Annotated in this window: 20 protein-coding genes and 1 pseudogene; 3 read left to right on the top strand and 18 right to left on the bottom strand. The window is 54.8% G+C overall.

All coding sequences use genetic code 11. The features are described 5' to 3' along the window. Window positions 1-119: pseudogene (locus JJD74_RS28125) on the top strand (IS30 family transposase); the annotation flags it as partial. Between the two features lie 149 nt (window positions 120-268). Here JJD74_RS28125 and JJD74_RS28120 read toward each other — a convergent pair. Then, window positions 269-961, bottom strand: coding sequence for a hypothetical protein (locus JJD74_RS28120; protein WP_200617438.1), 693 nt, complete (start codon window positions 959-961; stop codon window positions 269-271). Window positions 962-1,156: 195 nt separating this feature from the next. On the opposite strand from JJD74_RS28120, the gene JJD74_RS28115 reads away from it, so the two are divergent. After that, a complete protein-coding gene (locus tag JJD74_RS28115; protein WP_234451897.1) occupies window positions 1,157-1,975 on the top strand; it encodes a hypothetical protein in 819 nt (272 codons plus the stop codon). 1,050 nt (window positions 1,976-3,025) lie between these two features. Here JJD74_RS28115 and JJD74_RS28110 read toward each other — a convergent pair. The 16 genes from JJD74_RS28110 to JJD74_RS28035 form a co-directional block, all read right to left on the bottom strand. Next, window positions 3,026-3,490 carry a hypothetical protein gene (locus JJD74_RS28110; RefSeq protein ID WP_234451896.1) on the bottom strand — a complete coding sequence of 155 codons (465 nt, stop codon included), beginning with the start codon at window positions 3,488-3,490 and terminating at the stop codon, window positions 3,026-3,028. Window positions 3,491-3,614: 124 nt separating this feature from the next. Further along, a complete protein-coding gene (locus JJD74_RS28105; RefSeq protein ID WP_200617435.1) occupies window positions 3,615-4,007 on the bottom strand; it encodes a hypothetical protein in 393 nt (130 codons plus the stop codon). Window positions 4,008-4,212: 205 nt separating this feature from the next. Continuing rightward, entirely contained in the window at window positions 4,213-4,503 is a 291-nt protein-coding gene (locus JJD74_RS28100) for a hypothetical protein (RefSeq protein ID WP_200617434.1), read from the bottom strand. Between the two features lie 245 nt (window positions 4,504-4,748). Next, window positions 4,749-5,489 carry a GIY-YIG nuclease family protein gene (locus JJD74_RS28095; RefSeq protein WP_200617433.1) on the bottom strand — a complete coding sequence of 247 codons (741 nt, stop codon included), beginning with the start codon at window positions 5,487-5,489 and terminating at the stop codon, window positions 4,749-4,751. Window positions 5,490-6,044: 555 nt separating this feature from the next. Beyond that, window positions 6,045-6,800, bottom strand: coding sequence for a hypothetical protein (locus JJD74_RS28090; RefSeq protein ID WP_200617430.1), 756 nt, complete (start codon window positions 6,798-6,800; stop codon window positions 6,045-6,047). After that, entirely contained in the window at window positions 6,787-7,152 is a 366-nt protein-coding gene (locus JJD74_RS28085; RefSeq protein WP_200617428.1) for a hypothetical protein, read from the bottom strand. Before JJD74_RS28085 ends, JJD74_RS28090 begins: the two co-directional genes overlap by 14 nt. Window positions 7,153-7,172: 20 nt before the next feature. Then, window positions 7,173-7,487 carry a hypothetical protein gene (locus JJD74_RS28080; RefSeq protein WP_200617426.1) on the bottom strand — a complete coding sequence of 105 codons (315 nt, stop codon included), beginning with the start codon at window positions 7,485-7,487 and terminating at the stop codon, window positions 7,173-7,175. A gap of 127 nt (window positions 7,488-7,614) precedes the next feature. Further along, a complete protein-coding gene (locus JJD74_RS28075; protein WP_200617424.1) occupies window positions 7,615-7,803 on the bottom strand; it encodes a hypothetical protein in 189 nt (62 codons plus the stop codon). After that, on the bottom strand, window positions 7,800-8,192 hold the full coding sequence (locus tag JJD74_RS28070; RefSeq protein ID WP_200617423.1) for a hypothetical protein: 393 nt from the start codon (window positions 8,190-8,192) through the stop codon (window positions 7,800-7,802). Before JJD74_RS28070 ends, JJD74_RS28075 begins: the two co-directional genes overlap by 4 nt. A gap of 16 nt (window positions 8,193-8,208) precedes the next feature. Next, window positions 8,209-9,702, bottom strand: coding sequence for an AAA family ATPase (locus JJD74_RS28065; RefSeq protein ID WP_200617422.1), 1,494 nt, complete (start codon window positions 9,700-9,702; stop codon window positions 8,209-8,211). Window positions 9,703-10,377: 675 nt separating this feature from the next. Next, window positions 10,378-10,902, bottom strand: a complete 525-nt coding sequence (locus JJD74_RS28060; RefSeq protein ID WP_200617417.1) for a GNAT family N-acetyltransferase — start codon at window positions 10,900-10,902, stop codon at window positions 10,378-10,380. An 11-nt stretch (window positions 10,903-10,913) separates the two neighbouring features. After that, window positions 10,914-11,324 carry a hypothetical protein gene (locus JJD74_RS28055; protein ID WP_200617416.1) on the bottom strand — a complete coding sequence of 137 codons (411 nt, stop codon included), beginning with the start codon at window positions 11,322-11,324 and terminating at the stop codon, window positions 10,914-10,916. Between the two features lie 1,340 nt (window positions 11,325-12,664). Beyond that, window positions 12,665-13,033 carry a hypothetical protein gene (locus JJD74_RS28050; RefSeq protein WP_200617415.1) on the bottom strand — a complete coding sequence of 123 codons (369 nt, stop codon included), beginning with the start codon at window positions 13,031-13,033 and terminating at the stop codon, window positions 12,665-12,667. A gap of 167 nt (window positions 13,034-13,200) precedes the next feature. Continuing rightward, the gene (locus JJD74_RS28045) at window positions 13,201-13,803 is read right to left on the bottom strand and encodes a hypothetical protein (RefSeq protein WP_156320503.1); all 603 of its coding nucleotides are present in this window, start codon (window positions 13,801-13,803) and stop codon (window positions 13,201-13,203) included. Between the two features lie 202 nt (window positions 13,804-14,005). Next, complete coding sequence (locus tag JJD74_RS28040) at window positions 14,006-16,615, bottom strand: autotransporter family protein (RefSeq protein WP_200617414.1); 2,610 nt, start codon at window positions 16,613-16,615, stop codon at window positions 14,006-14,008. Between the two features lie 292 nt (window positions 16,616-16,907). After that, window positions 16,908-17,450, bottom strand: a complete 543-nt coding sequence (locus JJD74_RS28035; protein WP_200617413.1) for a hypothetical protein — start codon at window positions 17,448-17,450, stop codon at window positions 16,908-16,910. A 371-nt stretch (window positions 17,451-17,821) separates the two neighbouring features. Here JJD74_RS28035 and JJD74_RS28030 point away from each other — a divergent pair, with 371 nt between their 5' ends. After that, window positions 17,822-18,184, top strand: coding sequence for a hypothetical protein (locus tag JJD74_RS28030; RefSeq protein ID WP_234451895.1), 363 nt, complete (start codon window positions 17,822-17,824; stop codon window positions 18,182-18,184). Window positions 18,185-18,318: 134 nt separating this feature from the next. On the opposite strand, the gene JJD74_RS28025 is transcribed toward JJD74_RS28030, so the two are convergent. After that, window positions 18,319-18,510, bottom strand: coding sequence for a hypothetical protein (locus JJD74_RS28025; protein ID WP_050682403.1), 192 nt, complete (start codon window positions 18,508-18,510; stop codon window positions 18,319-18,321). Window positions 18,511-18,785 lie beyond the last annotated feature (275 nt).

Here is an 18,785-nt window from a genome sequence, read left to right as displayed (position 1 = left end):
TGACCGTCGAAGCCGTCAATCGGACAGTAGCGAGGATCAATCTACGCCCGCGCAAGCGCTTGGGCTGGAAGACGCCGTACGAAGTGCATACAGGGGTGAGCGTTGCACTTATGTGTTGAATTCAGGAACCTATCTCTTACGCTTACGCCCAAGATCGTCACTTAATAGTGCCAATTAAAGGCGCCCGAACACCAACTCTAAAAACCCTATCAAGCCTGCTCCGAAATAGCTGCAAACCAAAGATTTAGTCATATATATAAATAAAAGATTAACCTTTAACTTTCTTTCGGCGCCAAGACACCAGCCCAATCAACGCGCATATCATCGAAAGCACGCTAGCCACACTACCATACACAAACTTGCCCTGCGTTAGCGACGTTACAGCGTCGACTGCTGCAATGGCCGACATCAAATACATTACAGCTGGTGACGGAATCATTCGGTAATAGTTACTATGCTTCTTATTGTCCGCCCTTGCCTCCAGAAGAACTTTCCTCGCCGGACCAATTAGTTCACGCAGATTTTCCAAGCTGCGTTGACCATCCGCCACCACATTGTTCGGCAAATGGTAAAGAGCGTCTGATATTGCCTCGACGAACGCTGGATCACTGCCGGCGGCACCGCGAATTCTAGCCAATCCTTCGTGCAACAGATGGGCAGCTTCTGCACGCAGAAACAACCGCTCCTCGCCGTTCGTGAAGGCATTATCATATACAGGGAAGTGGTGAATTTTGGCCGCACCATCGCCCCCCCATTTCCGGAGGCACTGCTCGACCTGCAATTCATTCGCCCCTGGCTGGCGAACAAAATATCCACTCGTTCTAGATGACGAACTCAACTCCTCAATTAAAGATTGGCTGCTTCGGCTTCCGTCAAGCACTGCACTTACGCAATTTTCGTCAATCACGACGACATTAATGCCAACTTCATTGAGTTCATTGAAAAGCGATCGAATTGACACGGCATTGCTCCAGGAGACTTTCGTAAAGAATCACAGATCGCCACTTTCTCTGTGCCAGCTATTCGCCCCTGCAATCGGTGCAAATACTGTCGGCAAGACCGGCACCGGCTCTTTGCGTGAAAGACCCAAGAGGCCGGGCTTGCATATTTCGCAAGCGCGAGAGGATGGAGTCTGAATTCTCTCAGGTACTACGCTATGTCCGTCTCAACTACACCGTGGAAGTACGCATTCCATTCCGGCATGTCCTCATCAGCTGACCTGAGGGCCGCTACTGATCTTGGCTTGCCCGTTGGCGTGGTCGCGACATTACTCACCACTCGCCAGATTTTCCTTACGCTGCCAAAACACCTGGACGCCGGCGGCAAACTGTTCGTTGACTCAGGTGCTTTCAGCGCCTTCCAGAAGCGCACCATCATGGACTGGGAAAAGGTTTTTCAAACCTACGAGACGCTCATTGATCAGACCACTCAACCCGGGAATCTTTCGATCGTTGCGCCCGACGTGGTTGGGGACCAGGTTTCCACCCTTGAACTATGGGCTGAATATGCCCTGCGCGTGAAGAGCTGGGTTGAGGCGGGAGCACGGGTTATCGTCCCACTGCAGGTTGGCCGCCTGAGTGCCGGCGATCTACTTGAGGAGGCGTTTAAGCTCTTCGGCACCCGCAAGGTTTGTGCGGGGGTACCGTCTAACCTTGCAGCGATGACTGCGAACGACGTTGCTACGATCAGGCATGATGACTTCCACATCTTGGGCCGGGTCGTGCTCACCGTTGAACTAGCAGAAAAGGTGCTCGCGATCCTTATATCAAATCCAGATGCACAACTGACTGCCGACGCTAACTGGCTCCGCGCAAGAACCGCGCGCATCTCCAGCCTCGCTCGTGATCTCCCCCGCTCCAATATGCCCTTTGACTGCCGCCGATCGAGAGCGATTAAGGAGTTGCTGGTGGCGGATGGGTACCACCTCCAAGCCCCTCAAATTGAACGCGCCTTTCGAGTGCCGACCGCCTGTTGAGTGGCCTCCCGCTTGAACACTGCCCCCGTTAGAGAAAGCCGGCGCTTAGCGCCGGCTTTCTGATTCTCGGATCATCATCGGTCGCGGCCGCTATCTCAGGCAGCTGGTCGGCCGTCGGCTATAGTCCGCCCAGGCGGCGGACCAGCCGTCCTGATGATTCGCATGGACTGTGGCTATTTCAACGCACTGCGTGCTGCCCAACGATGACAGGTACGCCGAGGACACCGCCCGAGGAACCACACTGTCCAGGTCCCCAACCAAATGGCGCTGAGGAATCGTCTTGAGCTTGTCGGCGTAGTTCACGGGGTCAAGCGATCCACTGAGCTGAGTTAGCCCCTGCAGCTGCGTCCAAGCCGTTACGGCTATATTGCCAGCGAGCGTTTGCACCGAAACTACGTCATCCCTCTGCGCAGCCAAAAGCAGGGCTACTGCGCCTCCACCTGAGTAACCCACCAACTCGATACGCGTCCCCGTATACCGCAATTTTATAGCGTCCAGCGCCGACGACATGGATGCGATGACCTGGGGGCTGAAACGCTGATCGGTCCACGCCTTGGGATTGCAATGCTCGTTCGAAACAAACTGGCAGGGCCTGGCCAGGTACACAGCTCCGCCAGGATCGTTAGCAGCGAGATTTGCTACAAGGTTTTCATGGGGAGTTGGATCGGTGCTGGCTTGTCTTGCCGTAGCCCAAGCGTGGCCATCGCCCTCGACGTACACCCTCAACACCTCGCCTTTCACTGATTTGGGCAGTACCGACTGGACTGGGTAGAATCCCCCGGTATAAATCATGGCTGTGCGGCCGGCAGCATGGGCATCACCTACGAGGCGAGCGGTGTAATTTACACAACCAGTGCCCAGGGCCGCTCCTACCATTACGAGGCTGATCTGCGCATACAGTCGGAGCTCAGTGACAGGCATCGAGGTTCTCAATTTTGCTATTCGGAGCTTCATGGTATCCGAAGGTTTTGGTATGCAAGTACTCGGCGCCCACACCGACAATTACCCCATAATCAGGTACGTATTCCCACGATGGGAACGGTGAAAGCATTACAATTCAATTAGTTGATAATTTTGTGCGCCACGCGACCCACGCCTTACGAGCGTAGCTTGAATTGCCTTATCGCTTGGCTTTCTCATCCAAAATGTCGCCGCCTCGGCGCCGCCGAATTCCCGGTGAATTACAGCCTCAACTCGATGGGTCATACCGGCATTCTTGTAAAGGCGGTCAAATCGTTGCACCCGTGCGCTCGTCGAACTTAAGGCCGCGCATGGATCGATCGAGCCGATCGGTACCTGTTGGGCAGTGTTAACCAACAACTGGCTTCGAAACTCACCAGAAGAGTCTTCTGAATCAAGGCGAATACGCAGCAATTGGTAGGTCCAGCGTTGAGCGCGGTCGAACGCCGATCTTACTGGATGAGCTGACAAGCACCTCCCGAGAATTGAAATCCAAAACGTCGGTCCCGTTCCTGAACCCGTTTGAACCGGGGTGACATTACTGAGGTCTGGCATGGCAGCATCCTGCTTGGCGATGTGCTCCATATTGATGAATCAAGCTGTCAGTGATCCGTCAATTTGCCCCATTCGCCGGGGCATACATGAACAACGCATTACCTTAAATTGACCGCCTACCCAGCTACTCGATCGGTGCTGGTGCATTCTCCCTGGCCAGCAGTGCCGCGATGACGATCAGGTAAATGCCAGTCCCCATCAGCACAACAACGGCCGAGGTAACGGCCAGTAGGTGCAGGCCAATCAGCGAATCTAAGTGGCCGATCATCGCGTACGTACCCAGGAAAATTGCATAGGCCAGAACCGCCATTAACACCAGTTGTAGGACTACCAGGACTTTAGTACCGGCAAGACTGTGAGCCAGATATAGACCGCACATGATGACCAAAGCAGACACCAGGTACTCAAGGAAGCCTGCCGCTACATACGTCACGCCATCGAGGCCCGAACGGATCGCAAAGAGCTGAATCAGGATGTAGAACGCGGAACAGATGATGATCGGTTTGATGAACTTCATGGGTCAGACCCTCGACTCGCCTTAGACAGCAGAAAGGGTCGCTTATGTGGGCGGGGAAAGGGCGTTGATTAGCCCCAAAGCGTGGGCGCAATGCGAGGCTATTATCGGCTCCCTGGATAGGAGCGACGGGGCTACGACTCGCTGGAGAAAGCTGCTGCGGAGGCTGCACCTATCAACATCATTTCCATGTTCAATTCCTCCAACTTTAGGCCAATAGCGCTACACAGAAAATGAACAGACCACCGAGCGCAAAAGCATTAATGAGCCAGAGCGATGCGCTGCCGGTCGGCGTTTCGCTACGACACAGGGAATAAAAGCCAAAGGCTTCGATGGCAACGGTCCCTGCCATGCCTGCGGTTTTAATTCCGAAAGCCGAAAACAACATCCACGCCACAGTACCAACGGCAAATGTGACGATGAGCGCAAACAGTGCAGGTATGTTGAACCCGAAAATCTCGAGGGTTGTGGAGGCCAAAACTCCTGCCACTTTGGCCACGCCACCAAACAACAGTTACGTGAACACAGCGGCTGCTGAGTAATTGCACCGATTTGACCACCCGCTTGCATTCGACCTGACCAGTCACTTGCAACGGATTTGGCCATCGCGCTTCGTGGTCATGACCGGCAAAGAACGACCCCATTGCAGCCGGTCAGCATCGGCAGAAATTGGCGTGAAGCAGCCGTTCAGAGCTGTCTAGAGAAACGTGGGAGACTCGGTGAGTCCACCAGCAGTTTCCTCGACTACGTCCTGAGCCTTATTCGTCGTATGTCATTTTCATCCAAGTCAAACCATTCACCGTTTATTCGCTTGCCGGCAAAAATCGCATGGTAACGGCGCTCAGCTTCATGGCAGTCGTCAAACCAGGCGCACAGCGGGATGGTGTAAACAAAAGGTAGGTGCACGCCGAAGGCTCTCATCCGGGCCGGCACATTGCGAGTACGCCCAACCTTGTAACCGAAAGCAGACTTCAGTACGTAAACGACGCCAGCTTTAGCACCGCTGGTCATCTCGCCGATGACCTCAATCGGGTTGAGGCGCTCCGGCGCAATGCTGCTGGAAGTAGGTCGTTTCGAAACCGTCGGCCTGGTTACCATTGCGGCGCGGTCACGGAGTTCCAAGTTGTCAAAGTGATCCTGCCATAGCTCATGCAGTCCGTAGTCGGCTATTTTCTTAGGGGCGAATCCAAACTCTCCCGCCTTCCAGATTCCACGCCCCTTGGGACTGTCTATCCAGATCTGCGCCGAGGTGGACGTCCAATCGACATGGCGAGTCGCACCAGTGCCACCAGTAATGATGCCAAGCCATCTGAGCATCCCTGTCTGCTGAGTTTCGTCGTAGGCAGCAATAGTGATGCCGTGGCCGAGAGTAGGTGGTGAAGCCTGGCTCGCCAATCCTTCCGGTAAGCTAAACATGGATGGTGGCCGGGCAACTTCGCAATCCAGCTTACAAGCGACTCGCCAATACTTGGCCGGGGTCAACATTCCTTGCTCTCCTATCGTTCAATGCGTCAGTCGTTAGCTCGCAAGTTGTCAGTTGCGTCTTGAGCATAGGTGATAAAAGTTGGATATCGCTGGGAGACTGCACGCTTATAGAATCCTTCTGGCGTCAAAGCTTAACGCTTCCTCATCCAGGTCGTGATCGATGATTGCTGGTCAGCGGCAACTTTCGGGCTGTAGCAGATTGGCGTTCTAACTGCCGCTTGTGGCCGATTTCTGCCAGTACGTCCAGACTGGACGGGTCGACTTCTGCTCCTGTCGGCAGAAAGCGTGCGGGTCAAATCCGTTGCAAGTGACTGGTCAAGTCGAATGCAAGTCGGTGGTCTGGCCGAATGCAAACGGGTGGTCAAATCGAGTGCAACTTCGCAGCTGCCAATACCATAAGGATTTGTGTCATTTCTGCTGGTTCCTGACTAAGTTTCGCGGACGCGTAACTGACGCCCCTCTAAGGCTCTGGCCCCATTTTTCGGCGGGGCAAGGCATGTACTTGAGCGGGCTTCCGATGAGACTGGCCGACAGGCTCAATCGAGCCCATGAAGATCAATCCAGGTAAAGTCGGCGACCCGAGGTTGGAGTCGGTTCTGTTGGCGCTACGTTCACTGAAGGCGCTGGCTGGGCAGTAGGCTGTAATACCAGTGGCGGAGGCGTGTCCACCCGAGCGGTAGGTCGCTGCATTGCCTGCTCGTCCCGCAACCGGGAAAAGTTAACCTCACGTTCAGACAGAGTTGGGGACTTTCGTTCGAAGTGGAACACTGCTATTGCGATGACGACGAATATCCCTACTCCCACCCCGAAAAATGAACCAAGCGCTGTTTTGGCGAGGTCGTCCGCTTCAGTGGGTGCGCGAGTGGCAATCGCACTGAGATCAGTGAAGGACGATACGGGACCACCAGTAGCCTGATATGAGAACTTGATCTGCAATCTGTTCTGGTCGCCGTTCTGAGTGATATCAAGAATCTTGGCGGTACCGCCTGCCAATTTAAGGATTGCTTCCTGAGCAGTCATTGACTCACCAGTGACCATGCCCCCCAGAAGGCCATTGAGCCCCCCATCGGGAACCCGGCACCGCATCTCCCCGCCAATGGTACGAAATCGTCCCGGGCAGACCTTGAGCTCACTTCCAGCCTCATGATTCCATTGATCCCATCGCAGGTTCAGTGTCTTGACCGAAAGAACCTCCTGCTTGGCCGCCCCCGGCGAGGTCGAGCCAACGTCTGCTGCCGCAGTCCCGGCGATACCGCCCAATGAAACGGCCAACAAAGTAACTGCAATCCGCACGAAATTAACAATCCGCACTTTCTATCGCCCCCTCCAACTGAACAGGGCTACCAAATTTCCCTTGCCTGTAAATGAAATCCTTCTCAAAGAGAATTGCGGCCGAGCGACTCAGGAACGGGCCATGCGATTCACTGTCGATCTGGACGTTCCATTGGCAGCGCCAGCGCCTGGTCCACGCCGCGGCTTTTGACTCATCATTGACCAATGCGCGAAGCACCAGGAAGCAGCCGCGCTGAAAGCGGCCCGTAGGAAGGACGCGTGAGACACGCTTCTTGTCGAAGCCCGTTACGGTAAGCCCCGCAAAGTTGACCTCATCGGCAAAACCGGTAACGGTTCCATTGCATATGACAATTCGTCTTTTATGAGACATAAACCCTCTTCTCTGCTCTGTCACTCGTCGGCGACATCATCCAAAAACAGACGTCTGCCAACTGAAGGCTTAACAGCTTCTTCATTTGCTGGGGCCAAAATGACTCGCCCTGGTGTAACCAACTCGGCTGGTTTGATGGGGGCTACATCCGTAACAACGACAGAGCGTCGGCTAGGCTCAGCTTCCCAGGTCGCACTCGACCCCTCGAACATCCCGATCGAGCCGAACAGTCCTAACCCCAAGGCAAGCACCAGAAGAACGCCCCACCCCGTAACTATCCAACCAATGAGTACCACTACAGCTGCGATGACAATGATCTGTTTTGCGCTGCTCATCCAAGAACTCCAATGCCCAACCAGCCATGAATCCGAATACATTGCCCCGGAACTCCAGACCTACCCAGCGAGCCAGCCACAAGTTGCACTAGCTCGGCTTGGTAGCGGTCTGGGATTTGTCGAGCGACTAGCTGGAGACGTACTGTGCCTGAGCACTTTCACTCTGAAAGTCGTACTCTGGTTTCTTCTCGACCTCCTGCAGCTCGAGGCCTTCCGGGCGCAGACGCTGCTCCAGCGTTTCGCAGGTCTTGCCGTGGAACCCTTGGAAGTCGCCATTGATACGGCCGCCCTTGATCGTGATAACGACTTTCTTCACCACACAACCTCCTCAGCAACAACCTCGAGCGTGCCATCGGCCTGAGTCATCACCGTCACGTTATAGTTTTCAGCTTTGAGTTGTTTCTCGTAGTGGTACGCCAGATAGCGATCGACGATCTTGTTGCTGGTCTGGGCAGTCCAAGCCCCATAGGACCCGTAGTCTTCCTGGTACTGGTTGAAAACGCCGCCCTCAAGGCGAAACCCGATCCGGCGCTGGTTGTCTTGGGCGTCTACCAGGACCAGGGAGTAGCGCTCATCTGTGTACCCAACGCCCACTCGATACAGCTTTTCGTTCTCGCGAACTTCCCCAAGCCCTGAAAGTGCTTTTACCAGCACATCCAGGTCCGTGTAGGACACCGAGACCTGTCCTTTAACGATATGACTCATTGGCATTTTCTCCTTGTTAGTCAACGTTGAGCTGCCGGCCCATCGTCGAGCCAGGAACTGCGTCGTAGGTGTTGGCGGGATAAAAACCTTGCTCCCCCAGGCGCCGGATGCTGTCGATGTCGGCCTTGCGCGTGACGCTTGTAGGCGTGATATCACCCAATGCTGCCAGCAAAATTTCCTGGCTCAGCGCAGTATCCCTGGCATTTGCGATGTACAAGGCATCAACCACTGCCTGTTCAATTTCAGCCCCGGTGTAGCCATCACTCCCCTCAATCAACGCCGGCAAATTGAATTTGGCAGGGTTGGCCTTGGCCTTGTTGATATGGATTTGAAAGATCGAGGAGCGCTCCTCGATGCTGGGCAAGTCGATGAAAAAACACCGATCCCATCGCCCTGCTCGCATCAGTTCAGGTGGAAGCTGACTCACCCGGTTGGCAGACGCCACGATGAAAATTTTGCCCTTTCGTTCTTGGAGCCAGTACAGGAAGGTGCCAAGAAGACGCTTCGAAACTTCATGCTCCCCTTCAGAGCTGCCGAAGAACTTTTCGATCTCATCGATCAGTACGACAACCGGCGCGATCTGCTCAACGGTCTGCAGCGCACGTGTGAACTTGGCTTCAGTCTCACCGAGGTATTTCGAGTAGAAGCGGCCCATGTCCAGGCGGACCAATGTCGTTCCGAATACACCCGCAGCAGCCTTGGCCATAAGCGTCTTCCCGCCGCCTGGCACACCGGCCAGCAGCAGCCCTTTGACCGAAAGATTCTTTTCCCAACCAGCCTTGCGGATGTTCAGAAATTCCTTAAGCGGTCCCAATCCGCCTACCGTCTCGATGGCCACGGGTTCGAGAACATCCAGCCCCACATCTCGCAAAATGTGATTTTTCTCGCGCCGAATTTCGCCGAGATACTCATGCCCTTTTGCTTTCAGGTACGCAGAGTAGATGAACACGTTACGCATCTGACTGTGAGACAGGCCCATCGCGTGGTTTGCGATGACTGCGCGCTCAGGCCCGCTGAAGATCGTAGGCGTCTTTTCCGCGCGACCGGCAAGGCTTTCGCTCGAAAACTGAACGTCGCGCTCAGCACTCAGAAGTACGTCAATTACCTCCTGTTGATCCATCGGGGGGAGGTCGATGTGGTAGACAAACTCCTCCGATAGCGTATCTCTGCCGGCGATCACGTAAGTCACACCCAGCTCCTCAATCACGGCTAACGACGCTTTCAGGCTCGGTAGGTTTTCAGGATTGGATTTATTGCGATCAAAAAAATACTGGTCAAAAATCACCGTGCCTCGGCTGCCTTTCTCAGCCTTCCCGGCCAGGGTTTTAATGTAATCGGGTGAGGGCACCTGCTTGAAAGGCATGGTTTCAAAACTCTTTTTTCGCTCCTTCGCCGCCGCTCCTACGACTTGAATAGCGCGGGTCATCTCAAACGTATTGATGGCCACCACGGGAAAAGCCAGCATTAGCGGGATGCTGATGCGATCGTTGTTGGTGTCAGGTGCAGACATCAATCTCATCTCCTGATGAAAAATCTATGGTTTCAGTGTTTCACGAGGCCACAGTCAACTGGGGCTTCATCTGAGCCGGAAACTGGGGCAAACCCCGCTTGCACTGGGAGGGTTAGCCCCACCAGGTGCCCTGCCCGAGAAGGCTTATCAAGCATGCCACCCAGTTCAGAAATGCAAGCTTGTCGGAAAATGCAGACGACTGAAGGCCATCAGGAATTGTGATGTTGGAGTAGGAGGTCGTTGGCCATCATGTTGCCCGAAGGTATGCTAAAGCTGGGCTATGAACGCCTACCTTGACAGACTGCCGCGCAGTTTTATCGAGCAACTGGCCATGTATGCCAAGACTAGGAATTGCAGAGTGATCCATCGAGCTCGCCCCTTTTTTTACCCCATAGTCAGGTATATGGGCTCTGGCTGACCTTCAGGACGAACCTGTGCCCAGAAAATTAGCTTTGTCACGCCCCCTCATGTTAAAGGGGGCCTTGGCCAGTACCCATGTCAAAAATTCGAAAAATAGGTCTGTCACAGCGTGACGCGATCCGCGAGATGTGCGCACGTTTCCAAACAATTAAGCCTGTCACAAGTGCTTGAGCGTTCCGTGGAGTACAGCCCTCTTCACGCTGGCGCCGCCGCTTTGGCCGTAGCGGCGGCAAAGGGGTTCCAATTGCTGCCCCGTCAGGATGGCTGCTGTGAAGTCTCAAGAGCTTTGAAGCCCTGGATGATGGTGCCTGTCGAGAGTGTCAAGCGTAGAGGGCTTGTGTTGGTCTCTACAAAGTCCAGGTCGCGATAGTAGCTTGCTGCCTTTTCGTCCTTGGCATCGACGAGGATGAAAGCCACGCCAGAATGCTTGGAGATCGCGTACACGCGTCGGAAGAAATCGACCATCAGTCGCTTGCCGACTCCTTTGCCTTGCTGACCTTTGTCAACAGCCAAACGGCTGAGCAGCACTGCCGGCATTGGGTAGCGGGGCATCTTTTTCATCTGCTCCTCGCTGAGGTCGGACTCCACAACGGAGGCGTTGGCTAGCGTGTAGTAGCCTATCAGCTGGCCATCCTCAACAAGCATGAACGTCCTGGAGACGTTGCGCTTTTCGTCTTGGGTGGCCTGCTGTGCGATATAGGTATTAAGAGCAGGGTGAAGACCGCAATCAAAAGCTTTGCGGTCTATCGACTTGTCGTACGGGACAGTGCTGAATTCCATTTCCTAAAGCCTTAGCGCAGTGCGAGCAAGGCCTGGAGTTTGGCGTTTGGCGGAGGGGGATTGTCGAGCATCTCACGAGCGACAGCCGAATTCATAACGGTGAGGCCTTCCAGATCCACCAAGTCAACGACCACGGCTTCTTGTTGGCTGCGCACAATACCGTCCATCAGGGCCTGCATCTGTTGCTGCAACTCCTTGATCTCCTTCTGCATCGCTGCCATGGACGGCTTTTCAACATGCTTGCCCTTTGCCCAGCCTCGAAAGCGTCGGAAAGCCTTCACTCGTACTGCATGAGCAGTCTTGACCTCTTCGTGCTGCGAGGGGTCACCAGAAAATGCGAGCGTCACAAAGCGACCACTGCCGGCCTCCTGAAACAGGGGGTGGCCTTTTGCGGTTGGTTGGGACTTCGATTTATCGGTCATGTGAACACCTCATTTGTGCCAAGACTACCACATAAAGCTTGACATCGCCTTGCTTGAGGATGCTGCTTTTTGCGGGGCAGGCAGGGGGCTTAAGTGCACATTCTTTCCCGTTCCTCCCCCAATCCCGCAAACGACTTTGATTGAATTGAGTAGCCTGTTGGAAGCGTGGAAGCGCCAGTTGTGTCAAACCTAATTATCTTGGGACAAAGCTATTTATTTTGTGACAAACCTAATTATTTAGAGACAGAACCATTCGGTATCTACGAGCTTAATCCCCGATATTTGACTCGAAGACCTGATTTTGGGGTAAAACGCGATCGAGGAGCCCGACTCGCCAGGCTGTCTGGTTTTAAAGAATTAAAACTGTCGCAGAGGAATTGGAACTGTCGCGCAAGCATCCCGGGCGGTGCCTGCAGTGGACCCAACCGCAGCGTCGCGCCTTTCTTCTCGAACGGAATACGCCCTGCACCTGAGCCACGCGTCATGACCGTCGATAGGAATGATCTCACCCTTCTCCTTTACACCTGGTGTTCAGGCGCTCAGGCGCAGTTGATGGATGGGGTAGCTCTGCGACAGTTGCAGTTCGCATCGCCCATACGCTTGAAAATCAGTGATTCCCAATGGATAAGCTAAACTCATGCGCCTGGGCATTGGCCGCTTTCCCTTCGAGGGCTTGCTGACATGAGAAACGAGATATTTCACACGGCTACAATTGGCGGAATTGAGTTTGCTGGCTGGGTTTCATTCAACGGCCCACGCATATCCTCGAATGCAGGTGGTTCTGTAAGCCTTGGCCCTTGCTGCATTCAGCATTTTGTACCGGCCAATGACCACCCGGGTGATAGTCATTACATAGAGGGTTGGTACGTAGTGAAATACACTTCGGAGGTCAAAATTTCACTTCGAGGATTTTCTGAGGCGGATGCACGTCAATTGTCTACCGAATTTGGAATCCCAATGCGGCGCGACTGGTCTGTCCACTCCTCCGATCGCGCAGATTTTTTTGAATCCCATGCATTCGAGGGCTTGAGACTGTGGGTTAGAGATCACCCGCGAAAAGCCAAGCAGATCATGAAGAACACGCAGGAATACCTCCCAGGTTGGTATGAGCGAGCCATCTCGTGACGGTTTCATTAGCCATACGTGGATGGCCAGAGGCAAGTCTCCTGCGACAGTTTTTATTCCCTAGCGCTTGCCAGCCCTGATGGAGATCTGAGCGGTTACGACAGTTTTGCGTTTCCTCAGCCCGGGGCTGAGCATCGCGAAATTCGCAGCGCCCCGGCGACAGCTTTAACTCTCTGAATCCAGTCTGATTACTGTCTCATGGCTGTATTCCATATTCAGTCCAAATGCAGCTTCCGACCCACCCTCCCGGGCTGCTCCACTTGAATGGGCTCCAAGCGATCAGTCATTGTTATCGCAACCGGATCACGCCCATTTGCAGTTTCTTGAAGCTGCCCTACTGAGGACGGTAACGGTGAAGGCGTTGTTTCAGCGCTCGCTTCTCGCGCCACAGTTTGCCCAGAGTTTCCTGAAAAAATGTACACAATGGCCGCCAACAGAAACATCGGGGCCATGACCATTGGCAGGAACTTCATCAACTCGTCCAGACTATCTGCCATGTTTTGTAAACCAGGCGCGGCAAGCGCAATCCCCGGGGAAACCCCAAGCGCCACAAGTAAGGTCATTCGATAGTGTTTTCCGCGCATGGGGCATCTCCGAAACGTGATGCCTCATTCTCCAATCAGCGCGAATTGCGAGGGCCCCAATTAGACCTCCATAAAGGGGCGAACCTGAGGCCCTCCCCCACCAGATTATTACGGCAGAGGGTGCACCCCGCGCTTGCCGTGACGCGGGCCATTCACACCTTAGGTGATTACGCAGAAGCTTTTTCAGGAGCGCTTGGAACATGTGCGGCGATGGATGCCTTTAGGTTATCCCTCACAAAGGCAATCGCTTCCTGCGCAACGACTGGCCGAGCCTCCATCCAGAAGCCAACGGCGGACGGACTTCGCTGAGGGTTGTCACGGCACTTGGAACCACGAAGCAGTAGTGCTACGTCCCCTTGCAGGGAATACCAAGAGTAATTTTGCTTCTCCACATCAACCCAGTAACTCGCGCAGGGCACTTGGAACATCAACTCCAGAACCTTTAGCACCACGGTGGCCAAAGGATCACTCGACGCCTGCAGATGGCTCATCAGCGGGCCAAGCGTACGCAGACGTTCGATTCGAACTCGATTGCCCCAACTGATCAAGCCGGGCGTACGCCCCTGTAGCTTGGGGAGCTCAAGCTTATGGAATCCTTTGCCCTGGAAGGCCAACCAATCTTTAACTTTCTGACCGCACGCACCGCACAAGGTGGCCCGGGCGTAGTTCAGATCACTGCGTAAACCACTTTTATTCCTGTAGTGATACGAGAAAACATCGGAGTGAGCGCATACCCGCTCTGTAAGAGCGCCATGATGTTTGACGGCCATAGGTTCACCACTGATTGCGATTGTGAACCCAGTGTCACTCAACTTTTTAAAGTGCAAGGGGGGGCATTTTGTTGCTTTGAATCGGCCGGTGGAGAGTACTGGTCCACGGCCTTTTCAATACCACCCAGCCCCCTTAGATGGCCTCAAAGAGCGAATACCAGGCGAAAAAAAACCCGCCGAAGCGGGTTTTTACTTGTGGATCCTAGAAATCCCAGCGTACGCGACCCAGCACCGTTTGACCGTCGAAGTCAGTCTTGGTCTGGTAGGTGTAGCTCGCACCCACTGTTACCGCACCGATGCGATAATTGGCACCAAGGGTCGCTTCGTAGCTGTCACGAACAGGCGAAGCACCTGTGGTTACAAATGGGCTACCGCCCAGGACGAATGCCGACGTCGAGGATACTTTGTCACCGATGAAGTCGTGCCAAGCCATCACGGTCGCCTCAGGTTCAATACTCCCCATACCCAGCGGGAAATCGCCTGCAACACGAACCCCCGCCCCTGCCTCACCAACCTCAAAGCGCTGGCCACCGACTTGCAGTGCGGCCGACGATCCGTGCTCAGTGAAGCCGTCAATCTTCACATTGGTGTAGCGGGCACCAGCGCGAGGCTCGACAACCAGATTGTCGAAATGGAAATCATAGCCGCCCAGGACACTCGCCCCCAGCAGGTCGGAGTCATAGCTACCCTTGGCTTGAGTCCCCACGATAAAGCGCTTGGAGTCGTTGTCGTTCTTACCGGCAGTCATGCTCCCGTCCACGAACCAGTTACCAAGCTGGTAGCTGCCATAGAGGGTGAATGCAGAGCCCTGCACTTCCGTCTTATCGCCGCTGTCGCTGGTCACGTTGGTGTTCAGGTAGCTGAACGCAGCACCGATCGTGGTTTGATCGTTGATCTTGCCGTCAGCGCCAATCGCAATACCAGCACTGTTGGACTGGAACCCATCAACACCACCCCGGCTGTTCTGGTCCGAGTTATTGGAAAGAGCCTGAGCCCAGACACCGGTTTCCTTCAGCACATCACCCGACGACAGGCCGGTGCGCAAGCTGCTCACGCGGTTGCTTACTGCCCCACCAACAATGGTTTGGCCTGAGAGCGCAGCCACAGTGCTCCCACCGTTAACCTCTGGGGTCAACTGCTTGGCGATCTTCAGCACTTCCTCGCGGGTTTGCGCGTTGCTCAACGCCTGGAACACCGGGTCGGTTGGCTGCAACTGGCTGAGGATGCTGTTTTTCATGGCCAGAATGGCGCCAGTGGTACCATTGAAAACACTGTCGTTGCCATGCGGGGAACCGCCGTCACCGCCGCCATTGTCAGTGCCACCGTCCGGATCTTCGATGTCGCCGATCTCATCGTCAGTCTTTGCCTGAACGACTGCTTTAACAGTCTTGCCGTCCACGGCGAACTGCTTGACGTTCAACAGATAGGAACTGCTGGACACGGACACGCCGCTATCGGCGATAGAGCCTGCTTTCACCAGGACGTACTCGACGCCTTCTTTTGTCGGCGTAAAGTCAAAAGGCTTTGCCGAAACCGTCACCGCCGAACCCGCGTCGAAGGTTGCTGTACCCGAGACGTCGAGGTAAGCAGTGTTCGGGTCAGTGTCGGTGGCGAGCATCAGATCCATCGCCGATCCGCCTGCCAGGTGCAAATCGCCCTTCAAACTACTTTGAGACGTCCGCAGGTACAGGCGAGCATTGCTGCCGACGTTCAGCGAGCCAGCCTCGATGGACTTTGCAGTGACAATGGAGGACGTGTTCTCCAGGACATTCAATTGGCTAAGGCCAAGGATGTCGCCGGTTACCGATCCACCACCCAGGTTCAGGGTCGTGTGATCACCACCATCAATGGCCGCGATGCTGCCCAGAATGGTGCCTCGACCGGTATTGTTAATTACCAGATCAGACGAGCCGGTGTTGAGGATGCCAACGCCAGATGAGGAAATGGTGGAAGTATTTTGAATGACCGCGGTGCCAAGGTTGCCGTCGGTGTAACCCTGAACGTTGTCGACATAGATGGCGGTCACACTCCGGTCCGGGACGCCTTGTGCGCCTACGGCGTTAATCACACCAGTGTTGACCAGCGGGCCGAACGTCGAGTTTTCGAGCACAGCGCTTCTGGCGCCAGCACCACTGGCGTAAAGGAGGCCAGAGTTGGTAATGCCGCCCTTTACATCTGCCCCTGCCAATTGAAGAGCAATGGACTGTTCGCCGCTGACGGAAATCACTCGGCTGTTGGTTACGGATCCGCCAATCTGATTCTGGCCGTCATTGACGATCCCCAACCCCACAACCGTGTGACCGCTGCCGTAGATTTCATTGGTGTTTGCAATGTTGCCGTCGATGTCCGAGTTTTTCACCAGAATCCCGTATGTGGCCGGGGTCCCTACAGGGAAGACGCGACCGGTTACGGTGATTGTGCCTGCGTTAGACAAGGAGCCGTTGACAGTGCTGGTGTCGATCAACATCCCGATGCTGTTTGGACCGTTGGTTTGAATCTGCCCGGCATTGAGCACATCGCCGTCAACAAGCGCATGATTCAGCGCGAACGAAACACCTCCGTCGGCAAATGCCCGCAAGATGCCTTGGTTGGTGATGGATTTTGTGTCGGTGCCGTTGACTTCGATCAGACGCACCGGATCACCGTTGATGTCCACAAGCGTCAAACCACCGGTGATGGTCAGGTCTTCAGCGACACTGGTATTCCACACTTTTGGTCCGGCATTGGCCTCATAGCTTTCAGCATTGGCGAAGCTGGCCGAGGTCGCTACGGCGATTGCCAGCAAGGAGAGCGGAAGCGAGATACGGTTCATCGTGAGTCCTTGAATGTGCGTTATTTTTTCACGCTGGAAAGGTGAGTGCAGATTCAGAATACCGACGCTTCGTAAACTGCAACCCCCCCATTCGACCCACTTACTTGAACCATCTGAAAGGCCCTCGTTCGGTGTTTTCTTATCGCCCACCCCAGCGTTCTACCCCGGCATTTTTCCGCCCCATGAAATACTTCGACGCGCCTGAAGCGGAGCAAATAAAGAAAAACCCGGCATGGCCGGGTTAAGTGATCAGTGCAGAGTGCAGGTATTGTCAGAAGTCCGCCAAATGCCGTCACGACTTGGTTGGCCTCCACAGCGCAAACAAACTCAACAACCTTTTCATGGCCCCGGGTTTCGGATCAGGCTTAGCAACAACAGGCGCCAGCGTCGCACGATATGCCGCCAGCAAAGCACTATCTCGACGCAGCATGCGAAGTACAGTCTGATTCGCATCAGGAGTCTCCTGACTCAGTGAGTAACCGTAGGTCTCGCTGATGAACTTCGACACAGCTGCACTACGAGAGCGCCCCGCCTGGCAGTTCACAACAATGTCCAATCCGGTAGCGGTCAGCCGGCCGATGGATTCGCGAAGACGATCGGCCTGCGGGATCAGAAAATAGTCGCGGAACAAATGCTCAAATTTGGTCCCAAACATCGCCATTTTTTCTTCGTCGAAATCTCCATCGACGAAGTAATGAAATTCAACACTCTGCCAATGGCTGGCCTCCACTAGGGCTTGATCGTCCTCACCGTCAGAAATGGACAGCAAATGCACTTGGCCTGACGGCCGATACCGTTGCGCGTCAATTCGTGACATGAACTGCACTGTGGGCATACGTTCTCCTTCAGGATTTTCCTGCGCTTTATAGCCAGTCAGCTAAGGATCGCAGGGTGGTTGCATTCCTTGGGTTGAGTTCGGCCCTCTTACAGTCGCCAATTCCAGACTGCCCGGCGCAGTGATTGCAAAAACGCTCAAGTACCGCGGAGATATGGACGGGGACACTCGGCGCCCCGAACTCACGCACTCCCAGGAAAGATCACGGCGGGAACGCTGCGCTCCCGGTGCAATCACGACAGAGGCCGTAGGAGCCTAGACAAAGCCGGGAAGCAGATGCTGGTGACCAACAGCACACGTCGCCCCTGACTTGCAGTTCGAAGGGTCCATGGGAAATTCGGATCACCCTATTCCGAAGACAGGAGCTAAAGATGAATCCCTCCCCCACACGAAGCAAAGAAACCGTGCCCGATGCAGCTTTTCACCTCGATGGAAGTAACAACACGGCTCTGGCTCCAAGCACAGCCCAAAGAATCTACAAGCGAATCCCCTTCTCCCGCCAACCAACACTGGGGTGCTACAACTCAACGCGTGAAGAGTGGCAAGGTGCATACCGAGAAGCACGACAGCGTGCACGCAAAGCGCAGCTGCCGGACGCCACTCAGAGCGGCATTGAGTGGAAGGCCCAACTCATAGTCACCTATGAGCGGGGCTTGTACGTCGATCGCCTGCAGTCACCGGTTAGCGATCGCTTGGCTGAAAAGCAGCTGATTGATGAAATTGTCGGGGAATAGATCCGGCGCAGAGGGCAGTTGGCACCATTAGGAGTTTCACAGCGCCGATTGCCCGGTTCTATCCGATCCACAGCTCGCTCACCGCGGCCCTGCCTAAGGGCACAGGTAGGGGCGAGAATGGCGGGCAATTCCGATCAGGAGACCGGAGCAAGTCCTTTAAAGGCCTCCTCGCAGCGCTTGTTGAGCAGATCCAGCAATGCTTCGGCATCGTTCGCGGCGTCGACACAATCGCGCTCTAACGCCTTGCCAAGGGCTTCCTTGAGCCAGTTGCTGGCGACTGGCGAGTTGAGTACCTCACGAATCTCGTGGTCGATATGTGTGCTCATCCTTCCCCCTCATTGGTCGTGCGCTTTTTGGTTCCGCTAAATTTCCCATAAGCACCGATCCGGCAAGCCTCCATTCACGCCTAAATAGGGTCCCAACCCCGTCGCTGACGAGATGAATCGATCCCCTCCATACTTTGCGGTCGGATGACACGCATTGAAGCTCGACGACATCCGCGTCTCAAACTCCCCGCAAAAAGATTCTTTCCGATTGGCTACTGCCACCCTCCAACCACACGGCGGGATCAGCCAGGTGATCCCCACAAGCGCAAGTTTGA

Source organism: Pseudomonas sp. MF6776, from assembly GCF_016613125.1.
Lineage (GTDB): Bacteria > Pseudomonadota > Gammaproteobacteria > Pseudomonadales > Pseudomonadaceae > Aquipseudomonas > Aquipseudomonas iridis.
Note: the sequence above shows the minus strand (reverse complement) of the source record. Positions and strands in the feature narration are given on the sequence as shown.